Below are 17,762 nucleotides of genomic sequence, written 5' to 3'. Positions count from 1 at the left end.
GAATTGTGAAACAGTTGCCCTTGGGTCGTTTTGCGAGTTGAAGTCAAGAAGAGGAAAAAAACAAAAAGGAGAAATACTCATGGCAGTAATTTCAATGAAACAACTTCTTGAGGCTGGTGTGCACTTTGGTCACCAAACTCGTCGCTGGAACCCTAAGATGGCTAAGTACATCTTCACTGAGCGTAACGGAATCCACGTTATCGACTTGCAACAAACTGTAAAATACGCTGACCAAGCATACGACTTCATGCGTGATGCTGCAGCTAACGATGCAGTTGTATTGTTTGTTGGTACTAAGAAACAAGCAGCTGATGCAGTTGCTGAAGAAGCAGTACGTTCAGGTCAATACTTCATTAACCACCGTTGGTTGGGTGGAACTCTTACAAACTGGGGAACAATCCAAAAACGTATCGCTCGTTTGAAAGAAATCAAACGTATGGAAGAAGATGGAACTTTCGAAGTTCTTCCTAAGAAAGAAGTTGCACTTCTTAACAAACAACGTGCACGTCTTGAAAAATTCTTGGGTGGTATCGAAGATATGCCTCGTATCCCAGATGTAATGTACGTAGTTGACCCACATAAGGAGCAAATCGCTGTTAAAGAAGCTAAAAAATTGGGTATCCCAGTTGTAGCGATGGTTGACACAAACACTGATCCAGATGATATCGATGTAATCATCCCAGCTAACGATGACGCTATCCGCGCAGTTAAGTTGATTACAGCTAAATTGGCAGACGCTATCATTGAAGGTCGCCAAGGTGAAGATGCTGTTGCAGCAGTTGAAGCAGAATTTACAGCTTCAGAAGCTCAAGCAGACTCAATCGAAGAAATCGTTGAAGTTGTAGAAGGCGACAACGCTTAATTCATATAAATAGTAATTACCTAGGAGGGCGGGGCTTAGCCCAGCTCTCCTATTTTTAAAAAATATAGGAGAATCAAAATGGCAGAAATTACAGCTAAACTTGTAAAAGAGTTGCGTGAAAAATCTGGTGCTGGTGTTATGGACGCTAAAAAAGCATTGGTTGAAGTGGAAGGCGATATCGAAAAAGCGATTGAATTGCTTCGCGAAAAAGGTATGGCAAAAGCAGCTAAGAAAGCTGACCGTGTTGCTGCAGAAGGTTTGACTGGTGTTTATGTTGACGGTAATGTTGCCGCAGTTGTTGAAGTAAATGCTGAAACTGACTTCGTTGCGAAAAACGCTCAATTTGTTGAGTTGGTAAACGCAACAGCTAAAGCAATCGCTGAAGGAAAACCAGCTAACAACGAAGAAGCTCTTGCTTTGACAATGCCTTCAGGTGAAACTCTTGAAGCAGCTTATGTGTCTGCAACAGCAACTATCGGAGAAAAAATCTCATTCCGTCGCTTTGCTTTGATTGAAAAAACAGATGCACAACACTTCGGAGCATACCAACACAACGGTGGACGTATCGGTGTTATCTCTGTAATCGAAGGTGGAGACGAAGCACTTGCTAAACAAATTTCAATGCACATCGCTGCTATGAAACCAACAGTTCTTTCATACAAAGAATTGGATGAGCAATTTGTTAAAGATGAGTTGGCACAATTGAACCACGTTATCGACCAAGATAATGAAAGCCGTGCTATGGTTGGTAAACCAGCTCTTCCACACTTGGCATACGGATCTAAAGCTCAATTGACTGATGAAGTAATCGCTCAAGCTGAAGAAGCTATCAAAGCTGAATTGGCTGCAGAAGGTAAACCAGAAAAAATCTGGGATAAAATCATCCCAGGTAAAATGGATCGCTTCATGCTTGACAACACTAAAGTTGACCAAGCTTACACACTTCTTGCACAAGTTTACATCATGGATGACAGCAAGACAGTTGAAGCTTACCTAGAATCAGTTAACGCTTCAGTAGTTGAGTTCGCTCGCTTTGAAGTTGGTGAAGGTATCGAAAAAGCTGCAAACGACTTTGAAGCAGAAGTTGCAGCTACAATGGCAGCAGCCTTGAATAACTAATGATAGAAAGGAAGTAAATTGCTTCCTTTTTTTGTTGTATAGAGCTTAGATTTTCTCCTGAAATTGTTTTTTGCTAAGCCTCACTCGATTAGAAATAATTAAAACAAAAAGCCCTATAATAAGGGCTAAATGTATTTAGGAGACTATACTTCAAATTCATAGAGTGCTGTGGAGAGATAACGTTCACCGTTATCTGGTGCGAGAGCAAGGACTTTCTTACCTGTACCTAATTTTTTAGCAACTTCAATTGCTCCGTAGATAGCTGCAGCTGAAGAAATACCAACAAGGAATCCTTCTTTTCCGCCAATCTCACGGCCAAGTGCCAGAGCATCGTCTGACGTTACACGAACGATACCATCATAGGCATTTGTATCAAGTGTATCAGGAATAAATCCAGCTGAGATACCTTGAATTTTGTGAGGACCAGGTTTTTCACCAGATAGAATAGCAGATTCATCTGCTTCTACTGCATAAACTTGAATACCTGGATTTGCTGATTTGAGTGCATGAGAAACACCAGAAATCGTTCCACCGGTACCCACTCCAGCAACAAAGGCATCTAGTCCATCTTTACCGAAAGCAGCTAGTATCTCAGCTCCTGTTGTTCTTTCGTGTACTTCTGGATTTGCTGGATTGTTGAATTGAAGAGGAAGGAAACCATCACGTTCAGCAGCGATTTCTTGAGCCTTGGCAATAGCACCCTTCATTCCTTCGCTACCAGGCGTAAGGACGAGTTCAGCGCCATAGGCTTGGATAATCTTACGGCGTTCTACACTCATAGTTTCAGGCATAACGATGACAACTTTATACCCTTTAGCAGCACCTACCCATGACAGCCCAATACCAGTGTTTCCACTTGTTGCTTCAACAATAGTAGAACCAGGTTTCAGAATACCGTCTTGTTCAGCTTTTTCAATCATGCTAAGGGCAATGCGGTCTTTTACCGATGAACCAGGGTTAAATGCTTCAAGCTTTACATAGACGTCCGCAGCACCTTCTGGTACAATGTTGTTGAGTTTAACAATCGGTGTTTGTCCGATTAGTTCAGTAATGTTGTTATAAATAGACATATAAATACCTCTTTGTATAAGATATTTCTAGTATAACGCTATCTATACCATTTGTAAAATATAGAAATCCTATCGAAGCGATAGGATTTTTTTATATCATAGGTCTAAGCCATTAATTTTCAAGCGATTGTGACAAGCTAATTATAGTAAATAGGTGTAAAGGAAAATGCTATCCGTTTTCTTTTTGACTTGTTCATTTTCTAGCAGGTCTTGGCAACCCTATTTTTATTTTGTTAATTAAGTAGCGGTGAGAATATCAATGAAACACTACTTTTCCATTGTTTACACTAAGTTTACAGGAACTTCAACTTCGCGTAAACCTTGATCAGTTAAAGTAACTTTTCCATTAAAAAACTCTACCAGTGCAGCTTTAATGTTTTCTTTTTCTTCTTTATCAACATAAATCATCGTATCGACTTGATCTGTAAAATTTGTATCCAGCTCCATGAGAGTATGTTCTTTAAGGAAGTTATTATATTCTTGGTACTGAGTGTAAGACATTTGAATAGCAATGCCAACCTGTTCCTTTATTTCAATGATGCCAATTTCTTTGACAGCTAAGGCAACACTGCCTGCGTAAGCACGAATCAATCCTCCAGCACCTAGTTTAATACCACCGAAGTAGCGTGTCACTACCACACAGATATTGGTGAGATTGTGATTTTCTAGTACCCCAAGCATGGGAACGCCGGCAGTACCACTGGGCTCACCATCATCACTTGTACGTTTGATTTCACTACGTTCCCCAATAATGAAGGCAGAGCAGTTATGCGTAGCTTTGTAGTGTTCTTTTTTGATGGCAGTAATGAAGTCACGAGCCTCTTCTTCGCTATAAACACGCTTAGCATGACAGATAAAGCGAGATTTTTTGATTTCTTCTTGGACTTGTCCGTCCTCTTTAATTGTTCTAAATTCCATGATTTAATTGTACTAAAAAATCATCTAAAGCGCTAGTTTTTACGAATAAAGAAGTATGAAAGTAAATTCAAATTATCTCGGTCGTTTGTTTACTGAGAATGAATTGTCAGAAGAGGAACGTCAGTTGGCGGAGAAAATTCCAGCAATGAGAAAGGAGAGGGGGAAATTGTTCTGTCAACGTTGTGATAGTCCTATTCTAGAAGAATGGTATTTGCCCATCGGTGCTTACTATTGTCGGGAGTGCTTAATTATGAAGCGAGTCAGGAGTGATCAAACTTTATACTATTTTCCGCAGGAGGATTTTCCGAAGCAAGATGTTCTTAAATGGCGTGGTCAATTAACTCCTTTTCAAGAGAAGGTGTCAGAGGGACTAATTCAAGCAGTAGACAAGCAAGAACCAACCTTAGTTCATGCGGTAACAGGAGCTGGAAAGACAGAGATGATTTACCAAGTTGTTGCCAAAGTGATTGATGAAGGTGGTGCAGTTTGTTTGGCTAGTCCTCGCATAGATGTTTGTTTGGAGCTGTATAAGCGCTTGCAACAGGATTTTTCCTGTGAGATAGCTTTGCTACACGGAGAATCAGAACCATATTTTCGAACACCATTAGTTGTTGCGACGACCCATCAGTTACTGAAGTTTTATCAAGCTTTTGATTTGCTGATAGTGGATGAAGTAGATGCTTTTCCTTATGTTGACAATCCCACGCTTTACCATGCTGTCAAGAATAGTGTAAAGGAGAATGGATTGAGAATTTTTTTAACAGCGACTTCTACAGATGAATTAGATAGGAAGGTTCGCTCGGGAGAGTTAAAGAGACTGAGTTTGCCTAGAAGATTTCATGGAAATCCGTTGATTATTCCTAAACCTGTCTGGTTATCGGATTTTAATCGCTATTTAGATAAGAAGTGTTTGTCTCCAAAGTTAAAATCCTATATTGAGAAGCAGAGAAAAACAGGTTATCCGTTACTCCTTTTTGCATCAGAAATTAAGAAAGGGGAGCAGTTAAAAGAAATCTTACAGGAGCAATTTCCAAATGAGAAAATTGGCTTTGTATCGTCTGTCACAGAAGATCGGCTAGAGCAGGTACAAGCTTTTCGAGATGGAGAGCTGACAATACTTATCAGTACTACAATATTGGAGCGTGGAGTTACTTTTCCTTGTGTGGACGTTTTCGTAGTAGAGGCTAATCATCGTCTGTTTACCAAGTCTAGTTTGATTCAGATTGGTGGTCGAGTTGGACGAAGTATGGATCGACCGACAGGAGATTTGCTTTTCTTCCATGATGGGTTAAATGCTTCAATCAAGAAGGCAATTAAGGAAATTCAGCAGATGAATAAGGAGGCGGGGCTATGAAGTGCTTGTTATGTGGGCAGACTATGAAGGCTGTTTTAACTTTTAGTAGTATCTTGCTGTTGAGGAATGATGACTCCTATCTTTGTTCAGACTGTGATTCTACTTTTGAGAGAATTGGAGAAGAGTATTGTCCAAACTGTATGAAAATAGACTTGTCAACAAAGTGTCAAGATTGTCAATTTTGGTGTAAAGAAGGAGTTGAGGTCAGTCATAGAGCGATTTTTACTTACAATCAAGCTATGAAGGATTTTTTCAGTCGGTATAAGTTTGACGGAGACTTCCTTTTAAGAAAAGTTTTCGCTTCAGTTTTAAGTGCGGCGTTGAGAAAGTACAAAGAGTATCAATTTGTTGTCATTCCTCTAAGTCGTGATAGATATGCTGACAGAGGATTTAATCAGGTTGAGGGTTTGGTAGAGGCAGCAGGCTTTGCGTATCTAGATTTATTAGAAAAGAGAGAAGAGCGAGCTAGTTCTTCTAAAAGTCGTTCAGAGCGTTTGGGGACAGAACTTCCTTTCTTTATTAAAAGTGGAGTCACTATTCCTAAAAAAATCCTACTTATAGATGATATTTATACTACTGGAACAACTATAAATCGTGTGAAGAGACTACTGGAAGAAGCTGGTGCTGAGGACGTAAAAACATTTTCCCTTGTAAGATGAGGAAAAAAATTTGCAAAAATAAAATGAAAGCGTTATAATGAAATCAGAAAAACAAAAATGTTTAGAAAGAAGGTACTCATATGATTAAATATAGTATCCGTGGTGAAAACCTAGAAGTAACAGAAGCAATTCGTGATTATGTAGTTTCTAAACTCGAAAAGATCGAAAAGTATTTTCAAGCTGAACAAGAGTTGGATGCTCGAGTTAACTTGAAGGTGTATCGTGAAAAAACTGCTAAAGTGGAAGTAACGATTCCGCTTGGCTCTATTACTCTTCGTGCAGAAGATGTGTCTCAAGATATGTATGGTTCAATTGACCTTGTAACTGATAAAATTGAACGTCAGATTCGTAAAAATAAAACAAAAATCGAGCGTAAAAATAAAAATAAGGTGGCAACTAGTCAATTATTTACAGATGCTTTGGTGGAAGATTCAAATGTTGTCCAGTCTAGAGTTGTTCGTTCAAAACAAATTGATTTAAAACCAATGGATTTGGAAGAAGCTATTCTACAGATGGATTTGTTGGGACATGATTTCTTTATCTATGTAGATGTTGAAGATCAAACAACTAATGTGATTTATCGTCGTGAAGATGGCGAAATTGGTCTGTTAGAAGTTAAAGAATCTTAATTAGAATACGTGTAAAGGTAGGTTTACTGAATTGTAAACCTCCTTTTTCTTACAATTGATAGAATTACTGATTACACTTTTAAAAAGTCGCTTTTTGGTTGTTATTATGGTATAATGGGTGCCAAGAGGTTTGGAATGAAAAAATTTTATGTAAGTCCTATTTTCCCCTTAATATTAGGAATAGTGGCGTTCGGAGTGCTATCTGTGCAACTTGTTTTTGTAACGAATACACTGGTAACGCTATTTCTTTTGCTACTTATTTTGGGTTTATATATTTTATTATTCATTTATCAGAGAGACTATTACTCAAGGAGTGAAGTAGAACAAATCCAGTATGTAAACCATCAAGCTGAAGAAAGTTTGACAACCTTGTTAGAACAGATGCCTGTCGGAGTCATTAAATTAGACTTGTCTTCAGGTGACGTTGAATGGTTTAATCCTTATGCTGAATTGATTTTGACTAATGAAGTGGGCGAGATTGATGTGGCATTAATTCAAACAATTATTAAGGCTTCTGTGGGGAATCCAGGTTCTTATGCTACTTTGGGTGAGACCCGTTATTCGGTTCATATGGACAAGGTGTCTGGGGTTCTTTATTTCTTTGATGTGTCTGGAGAATACGAAGCGACTGTTGAGTTAGTAACGAGTCGACCTGTGATTGGGATTGTTTCTGTTGATAACTACGATGATTTAGAAGATAAAACATCAGAGTCTGATATCAGTCATATTAACAGTTTTGTAGCTAATTTTGTTTCAGAATTTGCTGGGAAACATGCCATGTTCTCCCGTCGAGTGAGTATGGACCGTTTTTATCTATTTACTGACTATACTGTACTTGAGGAATTGATGAATGATAAATTTTCTGTTATCGATACTTTCAGAGAAGAGGCGAAGCAGAGACAGTTGCCTTTGACCTTAAGTATGGGATTTTCTTATGGTGATGGAAATCATGATGAGATAGGGAAAGTTGCTTTGCTCAACTTGAACTTGGCTGAGGTACGTGGTGGCGACCAGGTGGTTGTCAAGGAAAACAACGAAACGAAAAATCCAGTTTATTTTGGTGGTGGGTCTGCTGCTTCAATCAAGCGTACCCGTACCCGTACGCGCGCTATGATGACAGCTATTTCAGATAAGATTCGGAGTGTGGATCAAGTTTTTGTAGTTGGTCACAAAAATCTAGATATGGATGCTTTGGGTTCTGCTGTAGGTATGCAGTTATTTGCTAGTAATGTGACTGAAAATAGTTATGCTCTTTATGACGAAGAACAAATGTCTCCGGATATTGAACGAGCTGTTACATTCTTAGAAAAAGAAGGAGTTACGAAGCTGTTGTCTGTTAAGGATGCAATGGGGATGGTGACCAATCGTTCTTTGTTGATTCTTGTAGACCATTCAAAGACATCTTTAACTTTATCAAAAGATTTTTATGATTTGTTTACCCAAACAATTGTTATTGACCATCATAGAAGGGATCAGGATTTCCCAGATAATGCAGTTATTACTTATATCGAAAGTGGTGCAAGTAGTGCCAGTGAGTTAGTAACGGAATTGCTACAGTTCCAAAATTCTAAGAAAAATCGTTTGAGTCGTATGCAAGCAAGCGTCTTGATGGCTGGTATGATGTTGGATACTAAAAATTTCACCTCACGAGTGACTAGTCGGACATTTGATGTTGCTAGCTATCTTAGAACGCGCGGAAGTGATAGTATTGCTATTCAGGAAATGGCTGCGACAGATTTTGAAGAATATCGTGAGATCAATGAACTTATTTTACAGGGGCGTAAATTAGGTTCAGATGTACTCATAGCAGAGGCTAAGGACTCGAAATGCTATGATACAGTTGTTATTAGTAAGGCAGCAGATGCCATGTTAGCCATGTCAGGTATTGAAGCGAGTTTTGTTCTTGCGAAGAATACACAAGGATTTATTTCTATTTCAGCTCGCAGTCGTAGTAAATTGAATGTACAACGGATTATGGAAGAGCTGGGAGGTGGAGGCCACTTTAATTTAGCAGCAGCTCAAATTAAGGATTTAACCTTGTCAGAAGCAGGTGAAAAATTGACAGAAATTGTATTAAATGAAATAAAGGAAAAGGAGAAAGAAGAATGAAAGTAATCTTTTTAGCAGATGTTAAAGGAAAAGGTAAAAAAGGAGAAATTAAGGAAGTACCAACAGGGTATGCACAAAACTTTCTTATCAAAAAGAACCTAGCAAAAGAAGCGACTGCTCAAGCTGTAGGTGAACTTCGTGGTAAACAAAAATCTGAAGAAAAAGCTCACGCTGAGATGATTGCAGAAGCAAAAGCAATTAAAGCCCAACTTGAAGCTGAAGAAACGGTTGTAGAGTTTGTTGAAAAAGTTGGTCCAGATGGCCGTACCTTTGGCTCTATTACCAATAAGAAAATTGCAGAAGAATTGCAAAAGCAATTTGGAATTAAGATTGATAAACGTCATATTCAAGTACAAGCTCCGATTCGAGCAGTCGGTTTGATTGATGTACCAGTGAAAATTTATCAAGATGTTACAAGTGTAATCAATCTTCGTGTGAAGGAAGGATAAGTTTACACCTTCTTGACAAGATTGTAAAAGGAAGGGAAGTTTGATGGCAGAAGTAGAAGAGTTACGAGTACAACCTCAAGATATCTTAGCTGAGCAATCCGTTTTGGGGGCTATCTTTATTGACGAGAGTAAGCTTGTTTTTGTGAGAGAATATATTGAGTCTCGGGACTTTTTTAAGTATGCCCATCGTTTGATTTTCCAAGCCATGGTCGATTTATCCGATCGTGGTGATGCTATAGATGCAACAACGGTTCGTACCATCCTTGATAATCAAGGTGATTTGCAGAATATTGGTGGCTTGTCTTACTTGGTTGAGATTGTCAATTCTGTGCCAACTTCTGCTAATGCGGAGTATTATGCTAAAATAGTTGCAGAAAAGGCTATGTTACGGCGATTAATCGCCAAGTTGACAGAGTCTGTCAATCAAGCTTACGAGGCTTCACAACCAGCTGATGAGATCATTGCTCAGGCAGAAAAAGGTCTAATTGATGTCAGTGAAAATGCAAATCGAAGCGGATTTAAGAATATTCGAGATGTGTTGAATGTCAACTTTGGAAATCTGGAAGCACGCTCTCAACAAACGACTGATATTACAGGGATTGCTACGGGCTACCGTGATTTGGATCATATGACGACGGGTCTTCATGAGGAGGAGTTGATTATCCTAGCAGCTCGACCAGCGGTTGGTAAGACAGCTTTTGCCTTGAATATTGCTCAGAACATTGGGACTAAGTTGGACAAAACGGTTGCTATCTTTTCACTCGAAATGGGTGCGGAAAGTCTAGTAGACCGTATGTTAGCTGCAGAGGGGTTGGTGGAATCCCATTCTATCCGTACGGGTCAATTGACTGATGAGGAGTGGCAAAAGTATACCATTGCTCAAGGGAATCTAGCTAATGCGAGTATCTATATCGATGATACGCCAGGGATTCGGATTACGGAAATTCGTTCTCGCTCACGTAAACTTGCTCAAGAAACGGGCAATCTTGGTTTGATTTTGATAGATTACTTGCAATTGATTACGGGTACAGGCCGAGAAAATCGTCAACAAGAAGTTTCAGAAATTTCACGTCAGCTGAAAATTCTAGCAAAAGAACTGAAAGTTCCAGTAATCGCTCTAAGTCAGCTTTCTCGTGGTGTAGAACAACGTCAGGATAAGAGACCAGTCTTGTCTGATATTCGTGAATCTGGATCTATTGAGCAGGACGCTGATATCGTAGCCTTTCTTTATCGCGACGACTACTATGAGCGTGGTGGTGAAGAAGAGGAAGGCATACCAAATAATAAGGTAGAAGTTATTATCGAGAAAAACCGTAGTGGAGCTCGTGGAACGGTGGAATTAATTTTCCAAAAAGAATACAATAAATTTTCAAGTATTTCAAAAAGGGAGGAAATAAGATGACAGATGCATTTACAGATGTAGCTAAGATGAAAAAAATTAAAGAGGAAATCAAGGCGCATGAGGGTCATGTAATTGAAATGACTTTGGAAAATGGGCGTAAGCGCCAAAAAAATAGATTGGGTAAGTTAATTGAAGTTTATCCATCCCTATTTATTGTGGAATTTGGGAATGTTGAAGGAGATAAACAAACTAATGTTTACGTTGAATCCTTTACTTACTCAGATATCCTTACGGAAAAAAATTTGATTCATTATTTGGACTAAAGTGAGAAATTTTCTCACTTTTTCTTTTTTCTCCGAATAGTTTAAGTGAAGGCAATCTTCAATTTATATTATTTTTCAAGGAGGAAGAATGAAAGTTTTACCATTCAAAGTAACAGAGACAGGATTTTCTTTTAGAAAATCAGCTAAAAAGGTTGTTCCTTTTTTAGTAGTAGGATTGATGCTAGTAGCTAGTGATAGTGTATATGCCTATTCCGGAGGAAATGGATCGATTGCGCGTGGGGATGATTATCCTGCTTATTATAAAAATGGGAGTCAGGAGATTGATAAGTGGCGCATGTACTCTCGTCAGTGTACTTCATTTGCAGCCTTTCGATTGAGTAGTGTCAACGGTTTTGAGATTACAGGAGCTTATGGAAATGCGAATGAATGGGGCTATCGTGCTCGTCGTGAAGGATATCGTGTAGATAATACACCAGCTATTGGATCTATTGCTTGGTCTACTGCAGGAGGATATGGTCATGTTGCCTGGGTTTCAAATGTAATGGGGGATAATATAGAAATTGAGGAATACAACTATGGTTATACAGGATCCTATAATAAACGAACTATAAAAGCGAATACGATGACAGGATTTATTCATTTTAAAGATTTGGAGGGAGGTAATGTAGTAAGTAGTAGCAAAGTATTCAATAGTCAACCTTCGTCTTCGACAGGAGGAACTCATTATTTTAAGAATAAGGCAGCTATTAAAAATCAACCTTTAGCTAGTGCAACTTCAATTGCATATTATTCTCCAGGTGAGAGTGTTCATTATGATCAGGTACTTGAAAAAGATGGGTACAAGTGGTTGAGTTATATATCTTATAGTGGAAGTCGTCGTTATATTCAGTTAGAGGAGGTTTCTTCATCGCAGAATCAACCAGAAGATAGTTCCAATGATGTTCTGACTGTCGGTTGGAAGAAAATAAATGGTAGTTGGTATCATTTCAAATCAAATGGTTCTAAATCAACAGGCTGGTTGAAGGATGGTTCTAGCTGGTATTATTTGAAATCATCTGGTGAAATGCAGACAGGATGGTTAAAGGAAAATGGGGTGTGGTATTATCTAGATAGTTCAGGGGCAATGAAAACAGGATGGTATCAAGTCTCTGGTAAGTGGTATTATTCTTACTCTTCTGGGGCCTTAGCTGTTAATACAACAGTGGATGGCTACAGAGTAAATAGTGATGGTGTGAGAGTATAGAAAAAGTAGGAAATTTTTCCTACTTTTTCTGTAAGCAGTTTCCTTGACATTTTTTTTATTTTGCGCTATCATATGTCCATATAATATATGGGAGTCTGTGTACAGTCTGAGAGGAAGTGTTAAACTTCGACCGCACCTGATCTGGGTAATGCCAGCGTAGGGAACGATACTTAGTCTATTCTTGACCTTTTCCATATATGGTAAAGGTTTTTCTTTTTGTCAAAGGAAAACGAGAAGAGGAGGTTTTTATGAAAGCAAGCATTGCCTTGCAAGTTTTACCCCTAGCACAGGGGATTGATCGGATAGCTGTTATCGATCAGGTCATTGCTCATCTGCAAGCTCAAGAAGTGACCATGGTGGTGACACCATTTGAAACGGTCTTGGAAGGGGAGTTTGATGAGCTTATGCGCATTCTCAAAGAAGCGCTAGAGGTAGCAGGGCAGGAGGCAGACAATGTCTTTGCCAATGTTAAAATAAATGTAGGAGAGATTTTAAGTATTGATGAGAAACTTGAAAAGTATACTGAGACGACACATTAGTCTATTGGGTTTTTTGGGAGTCTTGTCAATCTGGCAGCTAGCAGGGTTGCTTAAACTTCTTCCTAAGTTTATCCTGCCGACCCCTCTTGAAATCCTCCAGTCTTTTGTGCGTGATAGAGAATTTCTCTGGCACCATAGCTGGGCCACCTTGAGAGTGGCTTTATTGGGGTTGGTTTTGGGAGTCTTGATTGCCTGTCTCATGGCTGTACTTATGGACAGTTTGACTTGGCTCAATGACTTGATTTACCCTATGATGGTGGTTGTTCAGACTATCCCGACCATTGCCATAGCTCCTATTCTGGTCTTGTGGCTAGGTTATGGGATTTTGCCCAAGATTGTCTTGATTATCTTGACGACAACCTTTCCCATCATCGTCAGCATTTTGGACGGTTTTAGGCATTGTGACAAGGATATGCTGACCTTGTTTAGTCTGATGCGGGCCAAGCCTTGGCAAATCCTGTGGCATTTTAAAATTCCAGTCAGCCTGCCTTACTTTTATGCAGGTCTGAGGGTCAGTGTCTCCTACGCCTTTATCACAACAGTGGTATCTGAGTGGTTGGGAGGCTTTGAGGGTCTTGGTGTCTACATGATTCAGTCCAAGAAACTGTTTCAGTATGATACCATGTTTGCTATTATTATTCTGGTATCGATTATCAGCCTTCTCGGTATGAAGTTGGTCGATATTAGTGAAAAATATGTTATTAAATGGAAACGTTCGTAGAGTAAGAATGTTTTAAAAAAGAAAAGAGGAAATCAAAATGAAAAAAACATGGAAAGTGTTTTTAACTGTTTTAACAGCTCTTGTAGCTGTTGTGCTTGTGGCCTGTGGTCAAGGAACTGCTTCTAAGGATAATAAGGAAGCAGAACTTAAGAAGATTGACTTTATCCTAGACTGGACACCAAATACCAACCACACAGGGCTTTATGTGGCTAAGGAAAAAGGCTACTTCAAGGAAGCTGGAGTGGATGTTGATTTGAAATTGCCACCAGAAGAAAGTTCTTCTGACTTGGTTATTAACGGTAAGGCACCATTTGCAGTGTATTTCCAAGACTATATGGCTAAAAAATTGGAAAAAGGGGCAGGCATTACTGCTGTTGCAGCTATCGTTGAACACAATACATCAGGAATCATTTCTCGTAAATCTGATAATGTAGCTAGTCCAAAAGACTTGGTTGGTAAGAAATACGGAACTTGGAATGACCCAACTGAACTTGCTATGTTGAAAACCTTGGTAGAATCACAAGGCGGAGATTTTGAAAAAGTTGAAAAAGTACCAAACAACGACTCAAACTCTATCACACCGATTGCTAATGGAGTATTTGATACTGCATGGATCTACTATGGATGGGATGGAATTCTTGCTAAATCTCAAGGTGTAGATGCTAACTTCATGTACTTGAAAGACTACGTTAAAGAATTTGACTACTACTCACCAGTTATCATCGCCAACAACGACTATTTGAAAGATAACAAAGAAGAAGCACGTAAAGTCATCCAAGCTATCAAAAAAGGTTACCAATATGCCATGGAGCATCCAGAAGAAGCGGCAGATATCTTGATTAAGAATGCTCCTGAGCTCAAAGAAAAACGTGACTTTGTCATCGAATCTCAAAAATACTTGTCAAAAGAATACGCAAGCGACAAGGAAAAATGGGGGCAATTTGATGCAGCTCGCTGGAATGCCTTCTACAAATGGGACAAAGAAAATGGTATCCTTAAAGAAGATTTGACAGACAAAGGCTTCACCAACGAATTTGTGAAATAATGACAGAAATTAGACTAGAACACGTCAGTTATGCCTATGGTCAAGAGAGGATTTTAGAAGACATCAACCTGCAGGTGATTTCAGGTGAAGTGGTCTCTATCTTAGGTCCAAGTGGTGTTGGGAAGACCACCCTCTTTAACTTAATTGCTGGGATTTTAGAAGTTCAGTCAGGGAGAATCGTCCTTGATGGAGAAGAAAATCCCAAGGGGCGCGTGAGTTATATGTTGCAAAAGGATCTACTCTTGGAGCACAAGACGGTGCTTGGTAATATCATTCTGCCCCTCTTGATTCAAAAGGTGGATAAGGCAGAAGCCATTGCCCGCGCGGATGAAATTCTTGCGACCTTCCAGTTGACAGCTGTACGGGACAAGTATCCTCATGAACTCAGTGGTGGGATGCGTCAGCGTGTGGCCTTACTTCGTACCTATCTTTTCGGGCACAAGCTCTTTCTCTTGGATGAGGCCTTTAGTGCCTTGGATGAGATGACCAAGATGGAACTCCACGCTTGGTATCTGGAGATTCACAAGCAGTTGCAATTGACGACCCTGATTATTACTCACAGTATCGAGGAGGCCCTCAATCTCAGCGACCGCATCTATATCTTGAAAAATCGCCCTGGGCAAATTGTTTCAGAAATTAAACTAGATTGGTCTGAAGATGAGGACAAGGAAGTCCAAAAGATTGCCTACAAACGTCAAATTTTGGCAGAATTAGGCTTAGATAAGTAGAAAAATAGGGAGTTGGTGAAGATTATCCTTTACCAGCGCCCTTTTTCTTTTAAAAATGAGAAAATTTCGGTATAATAGTCAATTATACCGAAATCATTCTATAATCGTTGATACATAAGGGTTTTATGTGTCGCTTTTTTTATTTTGTGGACTTTTTTAAGAACTTTTTATTTTTTCGAGGGCAGTTTCAAAGAATGAGATTGCTCTTTTTTGGTTCTCTTTTGATAAATGGCTGTAAGTGTCCATAGTTACAGATATTTTTGCATGGCCAAGCCGTGTCTGTATTTCCTTGTATGGCAGGCCAGCATTAAGCAAGATACTAGCGTGAGTGTGTCGGAAAGCATGAAAGCCTAAGTCAGTACAGTTAGCGTTTTTTAAGTGCTTATGTAGGCGATAATCAACCTTTCGAGTATTGACATAGTTGTCAAAGCTATCAGAGAATACTTTCTCATAGGTTAAGCCAATGTTTCTACCATTTTCTGCTTGTCTTGCTCGGTAGAGGCGAAGCATGAGCACTGTTTTATGATCGATATCTAGAACTCTATAGCTTGATTTTGTCTTAGGACTGTTTACCTGGTTTAAAATGTTGAGTGTTTTGTTAATATCGATTGTTCCGTTCTGCAGGTCAATATCAGACCATTCCAGAGCCAGACATTCACGGATGCGCAGTCCAGTAGCTAGGAGCGTTTTATAAAGCACAGTATCATAGAAATTGACAAAGGTATTCTCCAGGTTATCGAGATAGGAGAGGAAGTTTTTAAGTTCCTGATCTTGAAAGTATTTAATTTCTTGTTTATCTCTGGTTATCTTTCTAGGAATGACAACATCACGAGCAGGGTTATTGTCTAATGCTTGGATGGAAACCCCATACTGTAGAATACGTTTATTTAAGGCATGAAGGTGATTGTATTCTTTATATCCCGTTCCGTCCTGATTGTACTCATCCGCCCACTTATTTACCTGAGTTTGGATAATGACAGGTGTAAGTTTATCTAGTTTGTAAGTACCAAATGAGGGCAAGAGGTAATTATTTAAGCAACCTTTTATCTTTATCTGCGTATTAGTCTTTATGGTATGCTGGTAGGTTTGCCAGAATAAGTCCACAAGTTCCCTATAGCTTGTTATATGTGAGCGTTGTTTCCGTGTAGAGCCGTTTTTCTCAAATTCTACCTTAGCCTGGGTGGCCTTGTTTTTGAGTTCTTTCTTTGTTCGTGCTGATATAGTAGTCTTGACCTTCTTACCAGTTACAGAATCGATACCAAGATAGATACTGGAGCGGTAGACTGCTGATCCGTCTTTTTTCGTGTGTTGTGTAATCTTCATGGTTTTACTCCTTTTTCCATCAGCAGGCAAGCAATTAGAAAAGGTTTTGAGTTTATACCATGCGAGGAGCTACGAGAATGCCCCTATTTTCGATTTTAAGCAGTCAGACGGTAAATAATACCAGAGCATGAAACAAGGCGGATATGGGGCATATATGGGGTTTGAAAAGGCCCATATATTGCAAGTAGTTCTATCTTAATGTGTCGGTGATATTATACCAATTATTCGGAAATCCAAGTGTATCCAATACAATGCCGGCTTCAATGGAGTGCGCTTTTTTATTTAGAGCTTTGGTTCTTTTTATAATAGTGTTATGTAATTGAGCGTATTGTGTGGACGCAAGTAGGCATTGCAAGGCAAGAAAAACATAATATACAGATTGTCTTGACGTATTAGCATTGTTATTGTAATAGTGGAAATAAGCTAGTTGTGGAAGATTCTCACGACATTTATAATTGAAAAGTTTATTATTATGAGCAGTGATATTTCTAATTTCTAGTATATTTTTAATAATACTTTCTAAAGCCTTTCCGCTTAAAAGGTCTTTACTAGGTCTATTTTGGATGTATTCAATATTTTCTTGTAAGAATGGTGATAAATCTCTAGCTATTTGATTTTTTATGTCAGTGTTTAGATTTCTATAAAAGTTAAATGCTTGCCCTAATGTGAGTTCATTGATGATAACCCAGAAAGGAACAACGCCATGTTGTTTATAGTGGTGTTTTATAGAATTGTTTTGCCTATCCCTATTATAATCATTGAGTATTCTAGCTAATATACTGATTAAATTTGTAATTTGTGCGAGCCTTTTTGCATCTTTTTGTGTTTCAAAGTTATTAATATCTAGATAAGAGTATGGCTTTGGATATGATTCTGAAAAACGATATGCCAGTACGGATTTAAAGTGTTTTTCTGCATCTATAATTGCTTTTAAAAAAGCTGATTTAATTTCTTTATCGTAAAAGTGTGTTGCAGCTATTTCTCTAAAGTCTGCACCGGTTATAAATTTATCTTTTGATGTTTGAAAAAATTTACTATATCCGTTGACGACGTTGTAATAGTTGTTAGTTAGAAGGTATCTTTTACATTCTACTATGTTATCTATTTCTAAACCTCTAGACTGGAGAAGTTTTATTTGTTCATCTAATGTTTGAAATGGTTTCATATATGTTCCTTGTATACAAAAACACCACCTAGTGGAACTAGGCAGTGTTTCGCGTACTCTGTTCCCTTGGGAGCAGAAACTCTTCTCATTGCCTAATAATACTGTAATTTTTAGTTTTTGTCAATATTTTTAGTTTGTTTTTTAAAAATTTTTGAGTATCGAAAAAACTCAACGCTGGGAACGTTGCTTTTATTGCCTTGTCA

18 protein-coding genes and 1 riboswitch are annotated in these 17,762 nt (G+C 38.7%); of the genes, 14 read left to right on the top strand and 4 right to left on the bottom strand.

Going from position 1 to position 17,762, the window contains the following annotated elements; genetic code table 11:
• Nucleotides 1-79 precede the first annotated feature (79 nt).
• Both rpsB and tsf read left to right on the top strand, forming a co-directional pair.
• Nucleotides 80-862, top strand: a complete 783-nt coding sequence (gene rpsB, locus HT734_RS00365; protein WP_033680908.1) for a 30S ribosomal protein S2 — start codon at nucleotides 80-82, stop codon at nucleotides 860-862.
• A gap of 78 nt (nucleotides 863-940) precedes the next feature.
• A complete protein-coding gene (gene tsf, locus HT734_RS00360; RefSeq protein ID WP_000808093.1) occupies nucleotides 941-1,981 on the top strand; it encodes a translation elongation factor Ts in 1,041 nt (346 codons plus the stop codon).
• Nucleotides 1,982-2,124: 143 nt separating this feature from the next.
• Here the strand turns inward: tsf and cysK are convergent, their stop codons facing one another.
• Nucleotides 2,125-3,051 carry a cysteine synthase A gene (gene cysK, locus HT734_RS00355; RefSeq protein ID WP_033680906.1) on the bottom strand — a complete coding sequence of 309 codons (927 nt, stop codon included), beginning with the start codon at nucleotides 3,049-3,051 and terminating at the stop codon, nucleotides 2,125-2,127.
• Between the two features lie 282 nt (nucleotides 3,052-3,333).
• A complete protein-coding gene (locus HT734_RS00350; RefSeq protein ID WP_033680905.1) occupies nucleotides 3,334-3,969 on the bottom strand; it encodes a YigZ family protein in 636 nt (211 codons plus the stop codon).
• Nucleotides 3,970-4,024: 55 nt separating this feature from the next.
• Here HT734_RS00350 and HT734_RS00345 point away from each other — a divergent pair, with 55 nt between their 5' ends.
• The 12 genes from HT734_RS00345 (at nucleotide 4,025) to HT734_RS00290 (ending at nucleotide 15,071) form a co-directional block, all read left to right on the top strand.
• Nucleotides 4,025-5,323 (top strand): DEAD/DEAH box helicase, encoded by a 1,299-nt coding sequence (locus HT734_RS00345; protein WP_000867849.1) that lies wholly within the window; start codon nucleotides 4,025-4,027, stop codon nucleotides 5,321-5,323.
• Nucleotides 5,320-5,982, top strand: a complete 663-nt coding sequence (locus tag HT734_RS00340) for a ComF family protein (RefSeq protein ID WP_033680904.1) — start codon at nucleotides 5,320-5,322, stop codon at nucleotides 5,980-5,982. The genes HT734_RS00345 and HT734_RS00340 overlap by 4 nt, the downstream gene beginning before the upstream one ends.
• A gap of 80 nt (nucleotides 5,983-6,062) precedes the next feature.
• Nucleotides 6,063-6,611: a ribosome-associated translation inhibitor RaiA gene (gene raiA / locus HT734_RS00335; protein ID WP_000599101.1), complete on the top strand. Its 549-nt coding sequence runs from the start codon at nucleotides 6,063-6,065 to the stop codon at nucleotides 6,609-6,611.
• 135 nt (nucleotides 6,612-6,746) lie between these two features.
• Nucleotides 6,747-8,720: a DHH family phosphoesterase gene (locus HT734_RS00330; protein ID WP_061759636.1), complete on the top strand. Its 1,974-nt coding sequence runs from the start codon at nucleotides 6,747-6,749 to the stop codon at nucleotides 8,718-8,720.
• Nucleotides 8,717-9,169 (top strand): 50S ribosomal protein L9, encoded by a 453-nt coding sequence (gene rplI, locus HT734_RS00325; RefSeq protein WP_000864215.1) that lies wholly within the window; start codon nucleotides 8,717-8,719, stop codon nucleotides 9,167-9,169. The genes HT734_RS00330 and rplI overlap by 4 nt, the downstream gene beginning before the upstream one ends.
• Nucleotides 9,170-9,212: 43 nt before the next feature.
• On the top strand, nucleotides 9,213-10,571 hold the full coding sequence (gene dnaB / locus HT734_RS00320) for a replicative DNA helicase (RefSeq protein ID WP_000852491.1): 1,359 nt from the start codon (nucleotides 9,213-9,215) through the stop codon (nucleotides 10,569-10,571).
• A complete protein-coding gene (locus HT734_RS00315) occupies nucleotides 10,568-10,834 on the top strand; it encodes a Veg family protein (protein ID WP_000128620.1) in 267 nt (88 codons plus the stop codon). The genes dnaB and HT734_RS00315 overlap by 4 nt, the downstream gene beginning before the upstream one ends.
• 88 nt (nucleotides 10,835-10,922) lie before the next feature.
• Nucleotides 10,923-12,038, top strand: coding sequence for a choline binding-anchored murein hydrolase CbpD (cbpD, locus tag HT734_RS00310; protein ID WP_033680902.1), 1,116 nt, complete (start codon nucleotides 10,923-10,925; stop codon nucleotides 12,036-12,038).
• A gap of 77 nt (nucleotides 12,039-12,115) precedes the next feature.
• A riboswitch (TPP riboswitch) is annotated at nucleotides 12,116-12,218 on the top strand.
• 68 nt (nucleotides 12,219-12,286) lie between these two features.
• The gene (locus HT734_RS00305; protein ID WP_000647657.1) at nucleotides 12,287-12,577 is read left to right on the top strand and encodes a thiamine-binding protein; all 291 of its coding nucleotides are present in this window, start codon (nucleotides 12,287-12,289) and stop codon (nucleotides 12,575-12,577) included.
• The gene (locus HT734_RS00300; protein WP_162174294.1) at nucleotides 12,540-13,298 is read left to right on the top strand and encodes an ABC transporter permease; all 759 of its coding nucleotides are present in this window, start codon (nucleotides 12,540-12,542) and stop codon (nucleotides 13,296-13,298) included. Before HT734_RS00305 ends, HT734_RS00300 begins: the two co-directional genes overlap by 38 nt.
• A 37-nt stretch (nucleotides 13,299-13,335) precedes the next feature.
• Complete coding sequence (locus tag HT734_RS00295; protein WP_004255331.1) at nucleotides 13,336-14,343, top strand: ABC transporter substrate-binding protein; 1,008 nt, start codon at nucleotides 13,336-13,338, stop codon at nucleotides 14,341-14,343.
• Nucleotides 14,343-15,071 (top strand): ABC transporter ATP-binding protein, encoded by a 729-nt coding sequence (locus HT734_RS00290; RefSeq protein WP_173278068.1) that lies wholly within the window; start codon nucleotides 14,343-14,345, stop codon nucleotides 15,069-15,071. The genes HT734_RS00295 and HT734_RS00290 overlap by 1 nt, the downstream gene beginning before the upstream one ends.
• 156 nt (nucleotides 15,072-15,227) lie before the next feature.
• Here HT734_RS00290 and HT734_RS00285 read toward each other — a convergent pair whose 3' ends face one another.
• Complete coding sequence (locus HT734_RS00285; protein ID WP_101786213.1) at nucleotides 15,228-16,394, bottom strand: site-specific integrase; 1,167 nt, start codon at nucleotides 16,392-16,394, stop codon at nucleotides 15,228-15,230.
• Nucleotides 16,395-16,584: 190 nt separating this feature from the next.
• On the bottom strand, nucleotides 16,585-17,559 hold the full coding sequence (locus HT734_RS00280) for an Abi family protein (RefSeq protein ID WP_075231123.1): 975 nt from the start codon (nucleotides 17,557-17,559) through the stop codon (nucleotides 16,585-16,587).
• Between the last annotated feature and the right edge of the window lie 203 nt (nucleotides 17,560-17,762).

This window comes from Streptococcus sp. k-90 (assembly GCF_013277565.1).
Lineage (GTDB): Bacteria > Bacillota > Bacilli > Lactobacillales > Streptococcaceae > Streptococcus.
This window is presented reverse-complemented; position numbering and strand designations above follow the sequence as displayed.